The following is a 17,220-nucleotide window of genomic DNA, read 5'->3' as shown; positions in this document are numbered from 1 at the left end:
TTCTCGATAATTTTTTTGACACCTATAAATTAAATAGATACGAATACAAATTAGTGAGATATTCTTAACAATAATCCTTTTTCTTAGAAGTTCAATCAACTACAACCAAGAAAAAAATTATGGGATTATTCAGTAAAAAAGATACAACAACAGTTTTATCTGAAAGATGGACAAAAGAAGGTAAACAATTTAAAAATCAACTAAATGCATTTTTAGATGCCATATATAAAGGTGGTGATGGTCCAGAAGAGCCCCATGAAACTCGTGCAGATATGGCAGAGGCTGTTTACCATAAAGCCATAGAACTGAATAAGCATGGAGAGCATAAAAAACTACGTGAATTATTTCCGCCAGCGTATGAACCATTCGAGCAATTTTATGGCGGAATCTCTAGAAGTATAAACCAAGTTATTGTATTAAAAGATGATAAAATTGTAGTTCGTGCAGATGGTAATATTTATTTGGATGACGGCAATGTTTATTTATTAGAAGATGATAACATAACCAAGCAAAAAGGAGTTCGTGCTATAGGAATTTCAGCAAACAAAGAATTTGTAGTTAAGGTTACTAAAAAAGAAGTACAGGTGTATAATGATTGGGATGCAGAACCAATACATATTTTCAAATACCCTAAAGGATACGGCAAAGCAACAGAAAACATAAAAGTTGCCAATTTTAAAAAAGAAGGTCTTATAGTTCTAAGTGCTACTGCTTTCAATGATGGCAAACGAGTGTTATTGGCGACTACGAACGGTATTTTTATAGTTGGTGATCAGGTTAGTGAATGTGTATTTCCAACACAAGAAATGCTTCCCCATTTTATAGAGAGTTTCTATGAAGAATATGATGAAGACGAAACTTTTGAAGTCAACTTAGATTATTTCCACGCTGCATTATCCCCAGAAAACACTAAAATAGCTACTGGTTTTCAATCAAGTGAACATTTTATTTTAGAAGAAATAGACGGTCATTTTCAAACAACAGGTAAAGTTCAGGCACGTTCAGAATACCCACATACCGTAGCTTTTCATGATACTTTAAATCATATCGCCTTAGGTTCATGTCATTATCAACAAAGTGGTGTAATTGGTATGGACTTAAACCATTTACCAATAGAGGCAAATACATCATGGTATCAAGATTTTGATGAACGTTTTGATGTTATGAATGACAATCTTTGGGTCTTCTCTATACTGCCATTTAAAGACGGTTATTTATTAGGTTCCAATAATGGCTATATCTGGTATGTAAATCCTAAGAACCCACAGGACAAAGCCTATTTACATGTTGGAGGTACTATTATGAGCATGGATTATTCTGCTGATAAAACACACTTAGTAATTGGTACGTTCTCTGGTTACATTATAAAGTTTGACTTAACAGTAACAGAAAGAGACAAAACCTTAGTAACAGATATGAATGTAAAAGAAACCAACCGTTGGGTTATTTGGCAAGATATTGAACCTTTAATTTGGTAAAAAACTATATGCAATTACTAGATAATCCATATACATTTTGGTGTGGCTTAATTGCCGCCAATATTCTTATGTATTTATGTACAATTGCAATTAGCTATACCTGGTCTAAAGTCTACAACCACAAAACATTAGCGCTTACGAAACCCGATGTTATAAATAGTATATTAGTCGTACTTATTAATATTGTGATAGCCATACCTGGTTACTATTTATACATTAATGAATACATTAGGTTTACAATAGACACTAATTTTTTCCTGGATTTTGCTATACTCTTTTTCACTTTTGATTTGGTTATGTACTTACTACATTTGGTATCTCACTTTGTTTGGCCATTTAACAAGTTTCATAAGAAACATCATGCTCATGAATACTTTAATGCTATTAGTTTGTATGTAATGGCACCATCTGAAACCATATTGTTTGGCTTACTATTAACAGCTTGTGCCTATTTTATTCAACTTAACATTTACAGTTTTCTAGCTTTTATATTTTTAAACTGGGCCCTTGGTGTCATTGGGCATTTAAACACAAAATCTACCAAACAACCATGGCTGTTTGGTAACCATGTTTTTCATAAAACGCACCATCAACAAGCCAATCAAAATTTTGGATTTTATACCGTAATCTGGGATAAAATATTTGGCACCTATTATAAGCCTCAATAATATTGTAATACAGATACTGCAAATTAATACAGGTTCAATGATTATAATTTTACTACTTATTATTGTTGGGTTACCTTTATTACTAATAATACTTGCCATAAGGGCGTTAATTAAAAAGAAGAAGAAAGCAGCCGTATGGTTGTTAAGCTGTACCATAGCATACGTACTAATATTTTATATTATTACGTGGTTAACACATGGTAGTACAATGGCTAGATTTTAATTTTAATGACATCTCCCTGCAAAATGTTTAAAGTAATGAACACACAACATTTTAAAATACTAGCCCTAATACTATTGGGCGTTACCCTGCTCTACAGTTGTGCTAATACCAATGAAACAAAGAGTGTTTCTTTTTACCATTGGAAAGCTAAAGCAAAGTTTACCGATACTTATAAAAACGCTTTAACATTAGCAAATAGTAAAAAGGTATATGTACATTATTTTGACCTTAATCTAGTCGGTGAAAAGGATTCAGAAAACGATGGTATTTATCCTGTTTATTTGTTAAGAGAAGTAGATGAGGCATATCAAGATTTTGATATAGTACCAGTGGTTTATATTACTAATCAAGTATTTAGAAATGCAATAAATATAAAAGGTCTGGTAGAGCGCACCACTAAATTAATACACCAGATAAGTAAAAAGCAGTTTCATAAAAAACTAACCACAATTCAGATTGATTGTGATTGGACACAGACTACAAAAAATGCCTATTTTGAATTTTTAAAATTGATGCAAAAAGAATTTGAAATTTCTACAACCATTAGGTTACATCAAATAAAATTTCAAAAGCAAACCGGTATTCCGCCTGTAAAAATAGGAACCTTAATGTTGTATAATATTGGAGATTTAAAAAACCAAAAAGAGAATTCAATTTTAGAAAATAGCATCGTTCAAAAATATATAAATTCAGAGACCAGTTACCCTTTAAAATTAAGTCTTGGATTACCTCTTTTTTCACAGACTATAGTAACCAACACTTCAAACAAAATAAAAATAATAAAAGATACAGAACGCTCTGTTTTAGAGAATGATAGCCATTTTAAAAAAGTAGACGAGACTAATTTTTCAATTGTAAAAGACACTTTGTACAAAGGGTTTTATTTAAGCACAGGTTATAATTTAAAATTAGAAGAACTTTCTAAAAAAGAGATTGTTACATCCTACAAAACAGTAAAAAATAGCAAGTTAAATATTGATGACATCATCTTTTATCATTTAGATAACAGTACCTTAAACAGCTTGGATTTAGAAAAAATAATAACCGAATTATGAAAAATATACTCACGGTAATAACGCTATTTTTCACTTCAATTACCCTGGCTTGTGGCGGCGGAGAATGGTATGGTGGCTTTTACAACCTATTTAAGCAAACTAATATTTCTGCAGAAGAGTTCTATCCTTTTTTGCGAGATGAATACAACCATTTTTATGAAGAGCATTATTACTATGATCAAAACGCTAAAAAAGTCTACCCAAAAGGAAATGTAAAACTTTGGGAAAGTATTCTAACCAACTGGACTACAAAAGAAATTGAGAAAGCGGTTTACAATTATGACCAGTTTAATTGGGAGAATAAAAACTCAGTCTTAGAAAAAAATACAAAAACTTATTTAGCATTTGCTCAAAAATGTAGCGAAATGTTTAGCTATAGAAGCGCAAGAAGCACTTGGGATTATGAGAAAGCCTTATTGCAGTCAGAATATAAAGAGCAAGATGCGCAAGCTTTAGTTGCAGAGGCGAATACTTTGTTAAGTACGATAACTAATGAGCAACTAAAAGCAAGGTATCACTATCAAATAATTAGGGCATTGCATTACACAAAAAATTATAGTGAGGCTATTACTTTTTTTGAAAATACGATCAAGAATAAAGTGACTAAAAATGAAATATATTATTACATATTAGATCAGGTTGCCGGTTGTCATTACTCTTCAGGCAATTATGACCTAGCAGCCTACTATTTTACCAAAGTACTTAACAAGAGTGTAGACAGAAAAAAATCTGCCTTTAACAGCTTTAATTTTTGCACATTTAAAAATGTAGATGGTGCGCACTATTCTAAGGGAATTGTAGATGAAAAAGACTTACTGTTAATTCGTAGTCTACGAGATTTTTCAGATGAAATTAACAACATTAAAAAATTTATTGCATTAGACGCAAATGATGCCCGCGTAGAATTACTATTTATGCGTGCATTAAGCAATGTAGAACGCGATGTTTGGGAAACCGACAGTTACGAGCATAAAAAGGAATTACCTTATCTAAAAGCTAATAATAAACATGCTAACTTATTACAGGTAGCAGAACAGCAAATAGCTTCGGGGGTAAAGAATAAAGATTTCTGGAGAATGGCTAGCTCCTATTTATCTTTTGTAAACAAAGACCTTACTGCAGCCAAGCACAAATTAAAAGAAGTAAAGACATTCTCTGATCAAAAGAAAATATTAAACATTGTTTATGAGGTATTTACTTGGGAAACTATTAGCCCAGAAAATGAAAATTACATTCATAAAGTTTTACTAGAAAACCCCATTAAGAAAGATGAAAGTGCAGAAGATTGGCGTTTAATCATTTTAGATAAAATAGCTCATACCTATTTAAACAATGGTGAAATCGCTAAATCGTTTTTAGTCCATAATAGTATCCAGAATACCAATAAAATACAATCATTAGAACTTTTAAATGATTTAGAAAAATTCTATTTAAAACAAAATAAGAGTGCATACGAAAAACAACTGATTCAAATAAGTACAAATGATAACGTAAACTATTTAGATTACATCAATTACCAAAAAGGGGTCTATTATTTATATAAACAAAACCCTACGCAAGCATTAGTATTTTTTAATAAAAACAAAACGTATGTAGGCAAGAAATCAATACCAGCATTAATTTTTAGTAACAACATAAAAGAATGTTTTGATTGTGTAGAAAGTGAGGTTATGGCAGATGAAGTGTATAAAGCCTTCCCATTTATCGCCACTACATTTAGCAGAAAACAACTAGCAGAAAATTTGATTGCTTTAGAGCAATTAAGGCAAGATGAAAAGCAATGGAAAGTTAAACTCGCCAATTATCTTTTAGGTAATTATTACTTCAACATATCTAACACAGGGTATTACAGAGGCCTCTTAACCAGTAATTCTAACTGCTGTAGTTATAGTTACACCTTTAACGATCAAATTAAGGAAGCAGATGCCATAATTAAAAATAAAGAAAACTATAATTTATCTACCATATTTCTACATGACAAAAACTATTTTGATATGAGTTCTGTTGCCATGCAGTATTATCAAAATACCATAGACCTTTCTACGGATAGTGAGCTTAATGCACGGTGTTTATATCTAATGGCTAAGTGTGAATTAAATCGTTTTTATAATGTAGGCGCTTCAGCAACTTTTGAGGTAAAAGAGAATGAATATTATACATTTAAACTGCCTCAATATAAAAGCTTCAAAACTTTAGAAGAAGAATATTCATCGACCGATTTTTACAATATGATTATTGATGAGTGTAGCTATTTTAAACTTTATACAGCGCAGTAAAATTTAGGCATTAGGAATTTAAAAAACTTAGTTATAAAAAGAGTTTACGATGTGTAAAAAATAAAGAGCAAAAACCTTAAATTTTGAGGATTTAGTTGATGATATGTTTACCGAAAGTTTTAGTAAAAAACAATACTAAAAATTGTGAGTAAGAAGATATTATTACATATTTTCTAAAATCATTACCTGAAGACAATATGTGACGCTTAAATCTTACTATTTACCAAAGGTTCTTAATAACACTCATAATTAACACATATTATTTACACTAATTTTTGGAATTAAAATACGACTCCCCTACCTCATCTTCACACTAGTAAATTAAATGACTACGCATATAAATTGTTTATTGGTAAAAGAAATATAAATGGCATTTTAGGGTTATATATATCCAATTAATTTACAAACCTAAAAATAGTACCTATGTTAGAAATTTTAGCAATTGGTTATTTTACCAAAAAAATCAGATCAATAGCCGAAGAAAAAAATATAAAACCCAGTAAATGGATTTGGAGATTGGTACTTACTTGGTTCGGTGTAGAAATAGTCACTATAATTTTAATTTTTGCACTAACAAATACTGATATTGACGATGGTATTTTTATGGCAGTTTTACCTGCACTATTATTGGCAGCATTAAGTGCTTTCTATACAGTAGAACAGCTTAAAAAACAACCAGATCAATCTTCTGACAAAGTTAACACTCATGTAATTGAAGGTTAAATACCATGATAACCAAACGCTTTTTTGTATAAACTCATAATACTTACAAACTAGATGTTCACGCTTATCAATTGAAATTGTAGAACAAAAGAACTATTGCTATTATTGTTTTCAAAGACTTTTAATATCAAGAATTAAATGAACATAGCAAATCAATTTCGTTCAGTAATACAATGGGGAAATCCAAATGAAAAGGACCTTTTTATTAAGTTCACAGATAGAGGTAATGAAATTAAAAATGCATCAAAGCTAATACTTCAACCTGGTCAAGGTTGCATATTAACTTATGAAGGCAAGGTAGAGAGTGTTTTAGTTGAAGAAGGCATGTATGACCTTAAATCTGATAACACTCCTTTTTTAACTTCTTTAAAAAAGTTACTCTCTTTACGTGAGGGGAGTGAACATGTAGTGGGTATTTGGTTTTATCGCAAAGCAGATATTTTAAATATGCGCTGGGGCACTCGAGTACCTATTGCATATACCGACCCCATTTACACATTTCCAATTTTACTTTCTGCATTTGGCAATTATAGCATTAGAATAACAAAACCGCAATGGTTTTTTGAGAATGTGATAGCTGGTCAAGAAGTGTACTGTCACTCTCATTTAAAAGAAGTTTTCATTTCTAGGGTAACCCAACCCATTACAGATTATTTGGCAAATGCTAAATTCTCTTATGTTGACATTGACAGTAATCTAAATGTCATAGCAGTTGAAGCAAAGGAAAAAACAGCTTCAGTTTTTGCAGATCTGGGTTTTGAAGTATTGGATTTTAGAATAGAAGGCTCTCAGTTCGATAAAGAAACTGTAGACCGAATAGCAAAAATATCTGACGTACAAGCAGAAGTTTTAGCCGCTAAAATTGCCGGAGTGGAATACACAGAAATGCAACGTATTGCCGCAATGCGAGATGCCGCTAATAATGAAGCTGGTGCTGCAGGTGTTTTAATGGGTTTGAATGCTGGCACTCAAGCAAATTCAACTATAAACCAAGTATCTGAAAACCAAAAACCAGCAATAGATAGCCCTATGGTAAAATTAAAAAAACTAAAAGAACTGTTTGAGATGGAGTTGATTTCAGACAGTGAATATGCCGATAAGAAAAAAGCAATTTTAGATAGTATGTAATAATAGCATATCTTCAAAAAATCTAAATTTTTATTAATGTGCACAGGTTATAAAAAAATGAAACAAACTAAATTCTTTATTCTTCTATTAATAATTGTTTCGTTTACCTGTTGCAAAAAAAGTAGGCAAAATAATACTTTAACGGATAGTGAATTTTTAGATTTCATAACAAATACAAACTTAAGACCATCCTTACAGAAAATTGATAGCCTAATTAAATATGAAAACTTATCAGATGAAAGAAGGGCTATTTTGTTTCATGAAAAAGGTAGGTTATTAGCAACGCTAGAAAAAGACGTTGAGGCAATAGGCAGTTTAAATGAAGCACTGTACTTATTCCATAAAGAATCTAACAAAGAATATTTAGCCAAGACAAATATGTTATTGGGCGATTCATATGCTATGCTTTCTAAGCAAGATACCGCTGCTATATATACCAATACTGCTTATAATTTTTTTCGTGAAATCGGCGACAAGAAAGGGGAAGCTAAAACATTGAACTCTTTAGGACATCTATCTTTTTTAGCGGGAGATTATGATTCTTCTATAGTTCATGTAAAAAAAGCTATTGACCTTCAGATAGCCCTAGATGACAAAGAGACTTTGTCTGCTTCATATAACAATTTAGGCTTCATATTAGAACAAACAGAAAATTTTGATGAAGCAATTAGGTATTATAAAAAAGCTATTGCACTTAATAAGGAAGTAGATAGATTAAATACAAATGCCCTAAGAAATTTAGGTTATGTTCATTTAATACAAAATGACCCTAAAAAATGTATTTCCATCTACAAGGAAGCATTGGGCATTGAAGAACAAACAGAGCACTATGTTATACAGCAAGAAATTTATGAAGTGCTTATAGAAGCTGCTGTAAAAGATGAAGATTTTAAAAGCATCCCAGAATTCATTAGAAAAAAAGACTCCGTCACTCAATTGCTCAATTCTTACGAAAGTGAGGAGAAAATGAAATTGATCAATAGAAAAAATGAACAATTCATTGAACAAGAGAACTTAAAAAAAGAGTTAGAACTAAATAAAAAGAACAAGATTATTTTAGGCGCAATTTTGAGCTTTTTACTCGCCTTTGGTTTGTATGTTTTTCAAAAGAACAGAAATTCTAGATTAGAATTAAAACAGCAGAAATTAGAACTAGAACAAAAGATACTAAGAACACAAATGAATCCACATTTTGTTTTTAATGCGCTTACAGCAATTCAGAAAACGTTTTTTGATGAAGACCCCATAAAGTCAAGTACCTACCTTACACGTTTTGCCAAGTTGGTTAGACAGAATTTTGATGTAGTGAATAAAAAGCAAATTACCTTAGAAGAAGACCTTGACATTTTAAAGAACTATATAGAAACGCAGCAGCTACGCTTTGAAAATAAGTTTAACTACGAAATAAACTTAGCTGATGACATTGAAGTTTCAATGATAAAATTACCGCCAATGTTATTACAACCTTTTATTGAAAATTCAATTGAGCATGGTCTAAAACCTAAAAATGAAAAAGGGCTACTTCAAATAAACATTACAGAGCAAGGCAAATATATTCATATAGAAATTATAGATAATGGTGTTGGCTATAACAAAGAAAAAGTCAGTGACAATCGTGAACACGCTATTGATATATTTATAAAGCGATTAAGATTAAGAGGCTTAGGAGAGGAGAAAAAGTTTTCTATACAAGCCTTAGAAAATAATAAGGGAACCAAAGTATCTATCTTCTTAAACCTACACCAATGATTAAAATTGCAATCATAGATGATGAAATCAATGTTAGGGAATTGATTAAAAAAATGCTGAAATTAATTTCCAGCTCATATGTTGTAGTAGGTGAAGCTGCATCAATTTCTGGTGCAAAAGACATGCTTAACAATTGTAAACCAGACTTGGTTTTTCTAGATATTGAGCTTGAAGATGGCAGCGGTTTTAATTTGTTGGAGCAATTGCCTCAAATACATTTTAAACTTGTTTTCATTACTGCTTTTAATGAATTTGCCATACGTGCATTTAAGTATAATGCTTTTGACTACATACTTAAACCCATTGCACCAGAAGAGTTGAAAAACACTTTAAAACGGGTAGAATCTATGGTATATGTAGAGAAAGAAACTAAAACCCAATTAAAAAACTTAAAAGAAAACAGAGAATCTACTATTCAAAAAATTGCTCTTAAAACAGCAAAAAAAATGTATCTTTTAGAAGTTGATGCTATTCTTTATTGCCAATCTGATGGGTCTTATACAAAAGTAGTCACAGAAAATGAGACTATACTAGTTTCTAAAAATCTGAAGCATTATCAAGAATTACTACCTGAAGATATTTTTATAAGAACTCATCAATCATATCTAGTAAACAAAGGACATATTCTTAGTCTTGAAAACGATACTATTCTTTTAAAAAACAACGAAACCGTTGCTATTTCTGCAAGGCGAAAGTCTGAAATAAAAGCCATACTGTCAAACGGATAAGCTTTAAAAGCAGCGAATATCAATTAAGATACGACACTTATCAATCGGGTTGACGCCAAAGCACTTTTTTAAGCTATTTCTTGTTATTTAGGTACCAAAACCAACAAAAGCCGCTTAGGCTTTGACCAACCTAACAATGACCAAAATCTATTTTAAGAAAGAGAATTTAATACTATGGTATTTTCTTTTTGCCATGGGTGTAGCTATACTAATTTTTGGTTGGCTGTTAATAGAGTATTTCGCCTGGCAAGCAATTTTAATCTTAAGTATTTCTATTTCTAAAATCATTGGTATTAACAAAAAACCGATAACCCCTATTTTAGAATTGAATGACGAAGGCATCACGCTACTTGGTTTAAAGGACCAACCCTTCTACCCTTTTGCCAATATCAATAAAATACATATAGATAGCCGTGCCTTAAACGGATACATAAAATTAAAGAATCCGAATAAAAAAGTAATACTAGATTCTGTTGCCATATCTATAAAAGATCAACGAGAAATCGCTGCTTTTGTCAACCTAAGATTATAACACCCACAATATGTTTAAAATAGCCACTAGTTTAGCCGCTAAGAAACCAATAGGGAGACAATATCTATTATTGCTCTTTTTTTTCATTGTGTCATTTTCCTTTAGCCAAGTAACACCCGCAGAGAAAATAGCCTTAGAAGCGGTTTATAATTCTTTAGACGGACCAAACTGGAATAGTCAGAACGATGCAGACACTTCCGATAATTGGGATTTCACTCAGCCTGTGACAGATGCATGGTATGGTATCGATGTGGTTGATGGTCATATAGAAAGGATGTATTTAAGTCAGTTCAACGACCAAAACAATTTATCAGGAAGTTTGCCTCCTGAAATTGGTGATTTTCCTTTTTTAAAGACTTTAGAAATAGAATATGCCGATTTAACAGGAACTACAATACCTACCCAAATAGGAAATCTACTGGCGTTAGAAGAATTAGAATTAGGCTCTAATAAATTGAGTGGAACCTTGCCTACTACCTTGGGAAATCTAATAAATTTAAAAAAATTAAATATAGACCAAAACAGAGATATAACAGGTATTATCCCTACAGAAATAGGGAATCTAATCAACTTAACAACCTTAAGTTTTGTCAATAATGATTTAAGTGGTGCAATACCAAACGAACTTACGCAATTAATCCAATTAAAATCTTTATACCTAGACAGAAATGGGTTTACCGGCGCTCTTCCTTCTAATATTGGCAATTTAGTAAACCTCGAGTCTATTTCTATCCGTACAAATCAATTATCAGGAAGTATTCCTTCTTCAATAGGCAATCTTACCCAATTAATTTCTTTTTCGGCATATGATAACTTGTTTTCAGGTGTTTTACCATCCCAGATGGGTTCTCTGTCTAGTCTTAAAACACTTAACTTACAAAACAATTTACTTACAGGTGCGATTCCTATAACATTCGGCAACCTAACTAGTCTAACCTACCTTGCACTATATGATAACCAATTATCAGGTAGTATTCCTTCTGAATTAGAAGGAATGATTAACGTGAGACAAATAAACCTTAGTAATAATTCACTTACCGGAACGATACCTCCAGAATTATCTAATTTACCAGAACTCTTTCACCTTTCTCTAGGTGGTAATCAACTAAGCGGTACCATACCGACTGCATTTGGTAACTTTGCTAAACTAACGACCTTAACTCTAAGCGAAAATCAACTTACAGGTCAAATACCGACGGAAATAGGGAATGTTGCAACGCTAGAAACTCTAAATCTAGGGGACAATCAATTATCAGGGACTATTCCAGATTTCACATCATCCCCTCAATTTAGTAGTTTTACATTCTCGAACAACCTATTTGAATTTGGAGATTTTGAAACCCAATTCACTTGGTACGATACCAATCTATCTATATTTAGAGACTCTCCTCAGGCAAAAGTCGATGCCGTTGAAACAAGAGACTTAAACGCTGGCGACAACACTACCATCACAACCAATTGTAGTGGTACCCAAAATAAGTATCAATGGTTTAAAGATAATTCACCAATATCGGGAGCTACAAATGCTACGTTAACTCTAACCAATTTACAAACTACAGATACAGGTGTTTATCATTGTGAAGTAACCAGTGATATCGTTACTGATTTAACGATTGAAAGAAATGAAGTAACCATAAACATTACAGTTGGGTCAAACCCCTTAGACGACTTCGTAACCACATGGAAAACCGATAACCCAGGCACATCAAATACGACTTCTATAACCATACCTACTACAGGTACTGGTTATGACTACGATGTAGATTGGGATAATGATGGTGTTTTTGATGATCTAGGGTTAACAGGCAATGTAACCCATGATTTTGGTACTCCAGGAACCTATACTATAAGAATACAAGGCGATTTTCCAAGAATATTTTTTAATAACGGATTAGATAAAGAAAAGATTATTTCCATTGACCAGTGGGGTAATCAAGTTTGGACTAGTATGCAAAGTGCATTCAACGGTTGTATAAATTTAGAAGGGAATTTTACAGATAAACCAGATTTATCTATTGTTGAAAGTACTGCCTCTATGTTTCAAAGTTGTCTTGTTTTTAATCACGATATAGGAGATTGGGATGTTTCTAATGTAGAGAACATGAATTCGATGTTTTATCGCTGTTTTGCTTTTAATCAAGATATCGGAGGTTGGGATGTTTCTAGAGCAACAGACATGGGGTGGATGTTTCAAAGTTGCACCGTTTTTAATCAAAATCTAGAAGATTGGGGACCGAAAGTATTTCAAGTTACTGACATGAGAAATATGTTCCGATCTGCTAAAGCCTTTAATGGCAATATTACCAATTGGGATACTTCTGCCGTAACAGACATGTCCAATATGTTTTCAAGCACGGATAATTTTAACCAAGATATCGGAGGTTGGGATACATCAAAAGTTACTGATATGTGGCGAATGTTCACTGATGCTATAGCTTTTAATGAAAATATAGGAGGGTGGAATACAGGAAGCGTAGATAATATGGAACTTATGTTTTCTGGTGCTACGTCTTTTGATCAAAATATTGGAAACTGGAATGTTACTAGTCTTGAGAATGCTGAAAATATGTTTCAGTCTGTAACATTATCTACAGCTAATTACGATGCATTGTTAAACGGATGGAATTCACAAAGCTTAAAACCTGGTATACCATTTTCTGGAGGTAATAGTAAATATTGCGATGGAGAAGCTGCAAGAAATATCATGACAGTAACGGATAGCTGGATAATTACTGATGGAGGTAAAGAATGTGCCGTCACAGCTCCTAATTGTCCAGAAGTAAATGCACCATTTAATACAGCAACTGGTGTATCTATTAGTCCGACTATTACATGGAATGCTTCAACAGGAGCAACTGGTTATAGAGTAACCGTAGGCACAAGTTCTGGCGGTACGGATATAGTGAATGAAAATTTAGGTAATGTATTAAATTATACACCTTCAAACGATTTGTTAGAGAACACAACCTATTATGTTTCTGTTTTTGCTATAAATAATACTGTTGAATCTACTTCTTGTGCGGTAATCGAGTTTACGACAACAGCGAATGCATCACAGGTATGTAATTATGCTGCAGAAGTAATAGGTTTTAGCAGTGAATTTAATACAACTTCATGGTCTGCTAATCAAGCTTTAGGACCATTTAATATTTTTCCAAATTATGGAGATTTAATCGGTACATGGGCACCTCAAACCACAGACGGTCAAAGAGAATGGATAGAATTACGATTTGATAATCCCGCTCCAATAAGTGCGATACACATCTTTGAAACATACAACGGAGGATCAATAGACAATGTGCTAGTAAAAAATCCTAACACAAATCAATGGGAATCAGTATATACGGCAACACCTGTTCATATAACATGTTCAAGAATTTTAAAAATTGAATTTCCACAAACAATATTTGATGTATCTGAAGTAAGAATAGAACTAGATAGCCCAGCGGTGCCGGGTTGGAATGAAATAGATGCTATTGCAATTAACAATGGTGAAGAATGCTCAGGTGCAACTTATGTAAATTTAGATAAACCTACTAATGTTAATTGTTGGGATGATTATCAGTTTAATAACACCTCTTGTACTTGGGAAAACCAAGGAACACAACCGTTAGAACCCACTACAGAATGTTGGGAAACCGCAACTTTTAATAATACAACTTGTTCATGGGACGTAACTGGAACACAACCAGAAGAACCTACAGCAGCATGCGGGCAAACAGTAACGTTTAATTCAACAACGTGTTCTTGGGATGTTACGGGAACAGCAGACCTAGAACCAACTACAGAATGTTGGGAGACATCTACTTTTAATTCTGCAACATGCTCATGGGAAGTAACTGGAACACAAGATCCAGAACCTACTACAGAATGTTGGGAAACGGCAACTTTTAATAATACAACATGCTCATGGGAAGTAACTGGAACTCAAGACGCAGAACCCACTACAGAATGTTGGGAGACAGCGAATTTTAATAATACAACGTGCTCATGGGACGTAACCGGAACACAAGATCCAGAACCTACTACAGAATGTTGGGAGACATCTACTTTTAATACTGCAACATGCTCATGGGAAGTAACTGGAACACAAGACCCAGAACCCCCTACGGAATGTTGGGAAACGGCTACTTTTAATAATACAACTTGCTCTTGGGAAGTAACTGGAACTCAAGACCCGGAACCAACAGCATCATGTGGTCAAACAGTAACTTTCAATTCTACAACGTGTTCTTGGGATGTTACTGGCACAGCTGACCCAGAACCAGTAACTGAATGCTGGGAGACAGCGACTTTTAATAATACAACATGCTCATGGGAGGTAACTGGAACACGAGACCCAGAACCCACTACAGAATGTTGGGAGACATCGACTTTTAATACTGCAACATGCTCATGGGAAGTAACTGGAACACAAGACCCAGAACCCCCTACGGAATGTTGGGAAACGGCTACTTTTAATAATACAACTTGCTCTTGGGAAGTAACTGGAACTCAAGACCCGGAACCAACAGCATCATGTGGTCAAACAGTAACGTTTAATTCTACAACGTGTTCTTGGGATGTTACTGGCACAGCTGACCCAGAACCTGAAACTGAATGCTGGGAGGTAGCGACTTTTAATAATACAACATGCTCATGGGAGGTAACTGGAACGCAAGAACCTGAACCACCGGCATCATGTGGTCAAACAGTAACGTTTAATTCTACAACGTGTTCTTGGGATGTTACTGGCACAGCTGACCCAGAACCTGAAACTGAATGCTGGGAGACAGCGACTTTTAATAATACAACATGCTCATGGGAGGTAACTGGAACGCAAGAACCTGAACCACCGGCATCATGTGGTCAAACAGTAACGTTTAATTCAATAACATGTTCTTGGGACGTAACAGGAAGTCAATCAGAAAAACCAACTACAAGTTGTGGTCAAACGGCAACTTTCAACCCAACTACATGTTCATGGGAAGTATCAGGAACGGAAGCTCCTATAGTATCTTACCCTGCTGATGCCAGTACAGATATTTCTATAAACCCGACCGTTAAATGGCAGGCGACTAATGAAGCAATAAGCTATAGAGTAATTATTGGAACTAGTTTAGGAGGAACAGAAATTGAAGAAACCGTAGTAGAAAATGTCTTAGCATATACTGTAACTAATGCCTTAGAAGAAAATAGCACATATTTTGTTTCTGTTTTTGCCATAACAAATACAGGAGAGTCAGAATTATGTTCTGCTAATGAATTTACCACAGAAGAAATTAATGAAGAAGAGGAAGAACAAGAAGAAGAAATTATCACTGAAGGTATTTCACCATTCTTTACACCAAACAATGACGGCTACCATGATACTTGGAATATTGAAGATGTAGATAATACTATTGACTACATATATGTACTGGATAGATTTGGAAAAATTCTTAAAAAGATTAGACCTGAGTCAAAAGGTTGGGATGGTACTTACAAAGGTAAATCAATGCCCGAAGATGATTATTGGTACGTCATTGTACATGATTCAGGAGCACAAGAAAGAGGACATTTTAGTTTAATAAAAAGATAATAACGATGCAAAAATCAATTTATCTTTTATTAGCAGGTATAAGTATGTTCTTAACTCAATTTTTAGGAGCACAAGGCACATTACCCGTATACTCAGATTACTTGTCAGATAATATTTTTATGGTACACCCAAGTGCCGCTGGTATTGGCAATAGCGCAAAAGTAAGACTAACACATCGTCAACAATGGAACGGAGTTAGTGGTTCACCTGCACTGCAAACAATAAGTATGCATGGCGGTATAGGAAATAACACTGCTTTAGGCGGATTAATTTTTAATGATAAAAACGGATTTCATTCTCAGGTCGGATTTCAAGGGGCTTATGCCTATCATTTAAATTTTGGAAGTTATGAGGCATTAGACCAACTATCTTTTGGTCTAGCAGCTTCTTATGTTCTAAATAATTTAGATCAACGAACTTTTGTTGATTTTGATCCTATTGTTGCGCAGGTAATACGGTCTGAAGCCTATTTCAATGGCGATTTAAGCTTTGCCTATCACAAATTAGATGGTTTTATTTATCTCACTGCCAAAAATATTTTACTCAATACGCGAGAAGTAGTAAACTCGGAATTTAAGTCATTGAATCTTAGAAGATACCTTTTAAATGTTGGCTATTTTTTTGGTCGCGGACAAAATCTACAATTTGAGCCATCGGCAATGTTTCAATATGTAGAAAATACGGGCGAAAGTTTATTGGACATAAACGCCAAAGTGTATCAAACTTTTGGTGACACTGCAAGAGCATGGTTTGCACTATCCTACAGACGTAGCCTAGAAAAAAATGAAGTAAAAAATTTCAATCTAATTACCCCCATAGCTGGTATTGAATTTGACCGATTTTTAATATCATATACCTACTCAAGTGAATTTGGAGGATTGGTTACAGGTAATGGAGGATTTCATCAAATTACGTTAGGTGTTAATCTGTTCTCAAATAGACGCTCTAACCGTGGTTACAACTCTAGATATAATAGCTTTTTGTATAAGACTAATAACTAGAAGAGTATTAAGAGAAGCATATATCATTTTAATAACTCCTCCACCCTACTCCTCATCTTCTATTCATTTATATGGTAGCCCATTTCTAAGAAAGAATAA

The 17,220-nt window shown here is 33.4% G+C and carries 11 protein-coding genes; all 11 read left to right on the top strand.

Annotated features, from left to right (window positions below; translation table 11 throughout):
* Positions 1-119: 119 nt before the first annotated feature.
* The 11 genes from UH1x_RS14950 (at position 120) to UH1x_RS14900 (ending at position 17,121) form a co-directional block, all read left to right on the top strand.
* Entirely contained in the window at positions 120-1,478 is a 1,359-nt protein-coding gene (locus UH1x_RS14950; RefSeq protein ID WP_482622653.1) for a hypothetical protein, read from the top strand.
* An 8-nt stretch (positions 1,479-1,486) separates the two neighbouring features.
* Positions 1,487-2,146 (top strand): sterol desaturase family protein, encoded by a 660-nt coding sequence (locus tag UH1x_RS14945; RefSeq protein ID WP_482622651.1) that lies wholly within the window; start codon positions 1,487-1,489, stop codon positions 2,144-2,146.
* 258 nt (positions 2,147-2,404) lie between these two features.
* Complete coding sequence (locus tag UH1x_RS14940) at positions 2,405-3,424, top strand: hypothetical protein (protein WP_482622650.1); 1,020 nt, start codon at positions 2,405-2,407, stop codon at positions 3,422-3,424.
* A complete protein-coding gene (locus tag UH1x_RS14935) occupies positions 3,421-5,700 on the top strand; it encodes a hypothetical protein (RefSeq protein WP_482622649.1) in 2,280 nt (759 codons plus the stop codon). The genes UH1x_RS14940 and UH1x_RS14935 overlap by 4 nt, the downstream gene beginning before the upstream one ends.
* A 423-nt stretch (positions 5,701-6,123) precedes the next feature.
* Entirely contained in the window at positions 6,124-6,423 is a 300-nt protein-coding gene (locus UH1x_RS14930; protein ID WP_299795848.1) for a hypothetical protein, read from the top strand.
* 138 nt (positions 6,424-6,561) lie between these two features.
* The gene (locus tag UH1x_RS14925) at positions 6,562-7,551 is read left to right on the top strand and encodes an SPFH domain-containing protein (protein WP_482622648.1); all 990 of its coding nucleotides are present in this window, start codon (positions 6,562-6,564) and stop codon (positions 7,549-7,551) included.
* A 57-nt stretch (positions 7,552-7,608) separates the two neighbouring features.
* Positions 7,609-9,300 carry a tetratricopeptide repeat-containing sensor histidine kinase gene (locus UH1x_RS14920; RefSeq protein ID WP_482622647.1) on the top strand — a complete coding sequence of 564 codons (1,692 nt, stop codon included), beginning with the start codon at positions 7,609-7,611 and terminating at the stop codon, positions 9,298-9,300.
* Entirely contained in the window at positions 9,297-10,028 is a 732-nt protein-coding gene (locus UH1x_RS14915) for a LytR/AlgR family response regulator transcription factor (RefSeq protein ID WP_482622646.1), read from the top strand. The genes UH1x_RS14920 and UH1x_RS14915 overlap by 4 nt, the downstream gene beginning before the upstream one ends.
* Positions 10,029-10,164: 136 nt before the next feature.
* The gene (locus UH1x_RS14910) at positions 10,165-10,560 is read left to right on the top strand and encodes a hypothetical protein (RefSeq protein WP_299795859.1); all 396 of its coding nucleotides are present in this window, start codon (positions 10,165-10,167) and stop codon (positions 10,558-10,560) included.
* 10 nt (positions 10,561-10,570) lie between these two features.
* The gene (locus UH1x_RS14905; RefSeq protein ID WP_482622644.1) at positions 10,571-16,120 is read left to right on the top strand and encodes a BspA family leucine-rich repeat surface protein; all 5,550 of its coding nucleotides are present in this window, start codon (positions 10,571-10,573) and stop codon (positions 16,118-16,120) included.
* Positions 16,121-16,125: 5 nt separating this feature from the next.
* Positions 16,126-17,121, top strand: a complete 996-nt coding sequence (locus UH1x_RS14900; protein ID WP_482622643.1) for a PorP/SprF family type IX secretion system membrane protein — start codon at positions 16,126-16,128, stop codon at positions 17,119-17,121.
* The last annotated feature ends 99 nt before the right edge of the window (positions 17,122-17,220 follow it).

This window comes from Maribacter sp. UH1 (genome assembly GCF_056839145.1).
This window is presented reverse-complemented; position numbering and strand designations above follow the sequence as displayed.

Coding starts and splice junctions, on each gene's coding strand:
- UH1x_RS14950 (WP_482622653.1), top strand. CDS start 120: ATGGGATTATTCAGTAAAAAAGATACAACAACAGTTTTATCTGAAAGA.
- UH1x_RS14945 (WP_482622651.1), top strand. CDS start 1,487: ATGCAATTACTAGATAATCCATATACATTTTGGTGTGGCTTAATTGCC.
- UH1x_RS14940 (WP_482622650.1), top strand. CDS start 2,405: ATGAACACACAACATTTTAAAATACTAGCCCTAATACTATTGGGCGTT.
- UH1x_RS14935 (WP_482622649.1), top strand. CDS start 3,421: ATGAAAAATATACTCACGGTAATAACGCTATTTTTCACTTCAATTACC.
- UH1x_RS14930 (WP_299795848.1), top strand. CDS start 6,124: ATGTTAGAAATTTTAGCAATTGGTTATTTTACCAAAAAAATCAGATCA.
- UH1x_RS14925 (WP_482622648.1), top strand. CDS start 6,562: ATGAACATAGCAAATCAATTTCGTTCAGTAATACAATGGGGAAATCCA.
- UH1x_RS14920 (WP_482622647.1), top strand. CDS start 7,609: ATGAAACAAACTAAATTCTTTATTCTTCTATTAATAATTGTTTCGTTT.
- UH1x_RS14915 (WP_482622646.1), top strand. CDS start 9,297: ATGATTAAAATTGCAATCATAGATGATGAAATCAATGTTAGGGAATTG.
- UH1x_RS14910 (WP_299795859.1), top strand. CDS start 10,165: ATGACCAAAATCTATTTTAAGAAAGAGAATTTAATACTATGGTATTTT.
- UH1x_RS14905 (WP_482622644.1), top strand. CDS start 10,571: ATGTTTAAAATAGCCACTAGTTTAGCCGCTAAGAAACCAATAGGGAGA.
- UH1x_RS14900 (WP_482622643.1), top strand. CDS start 16,126: ATGCAAAAATCAATTTATCTTTTATTAGCAGGTATAAGTATGTTCTTA.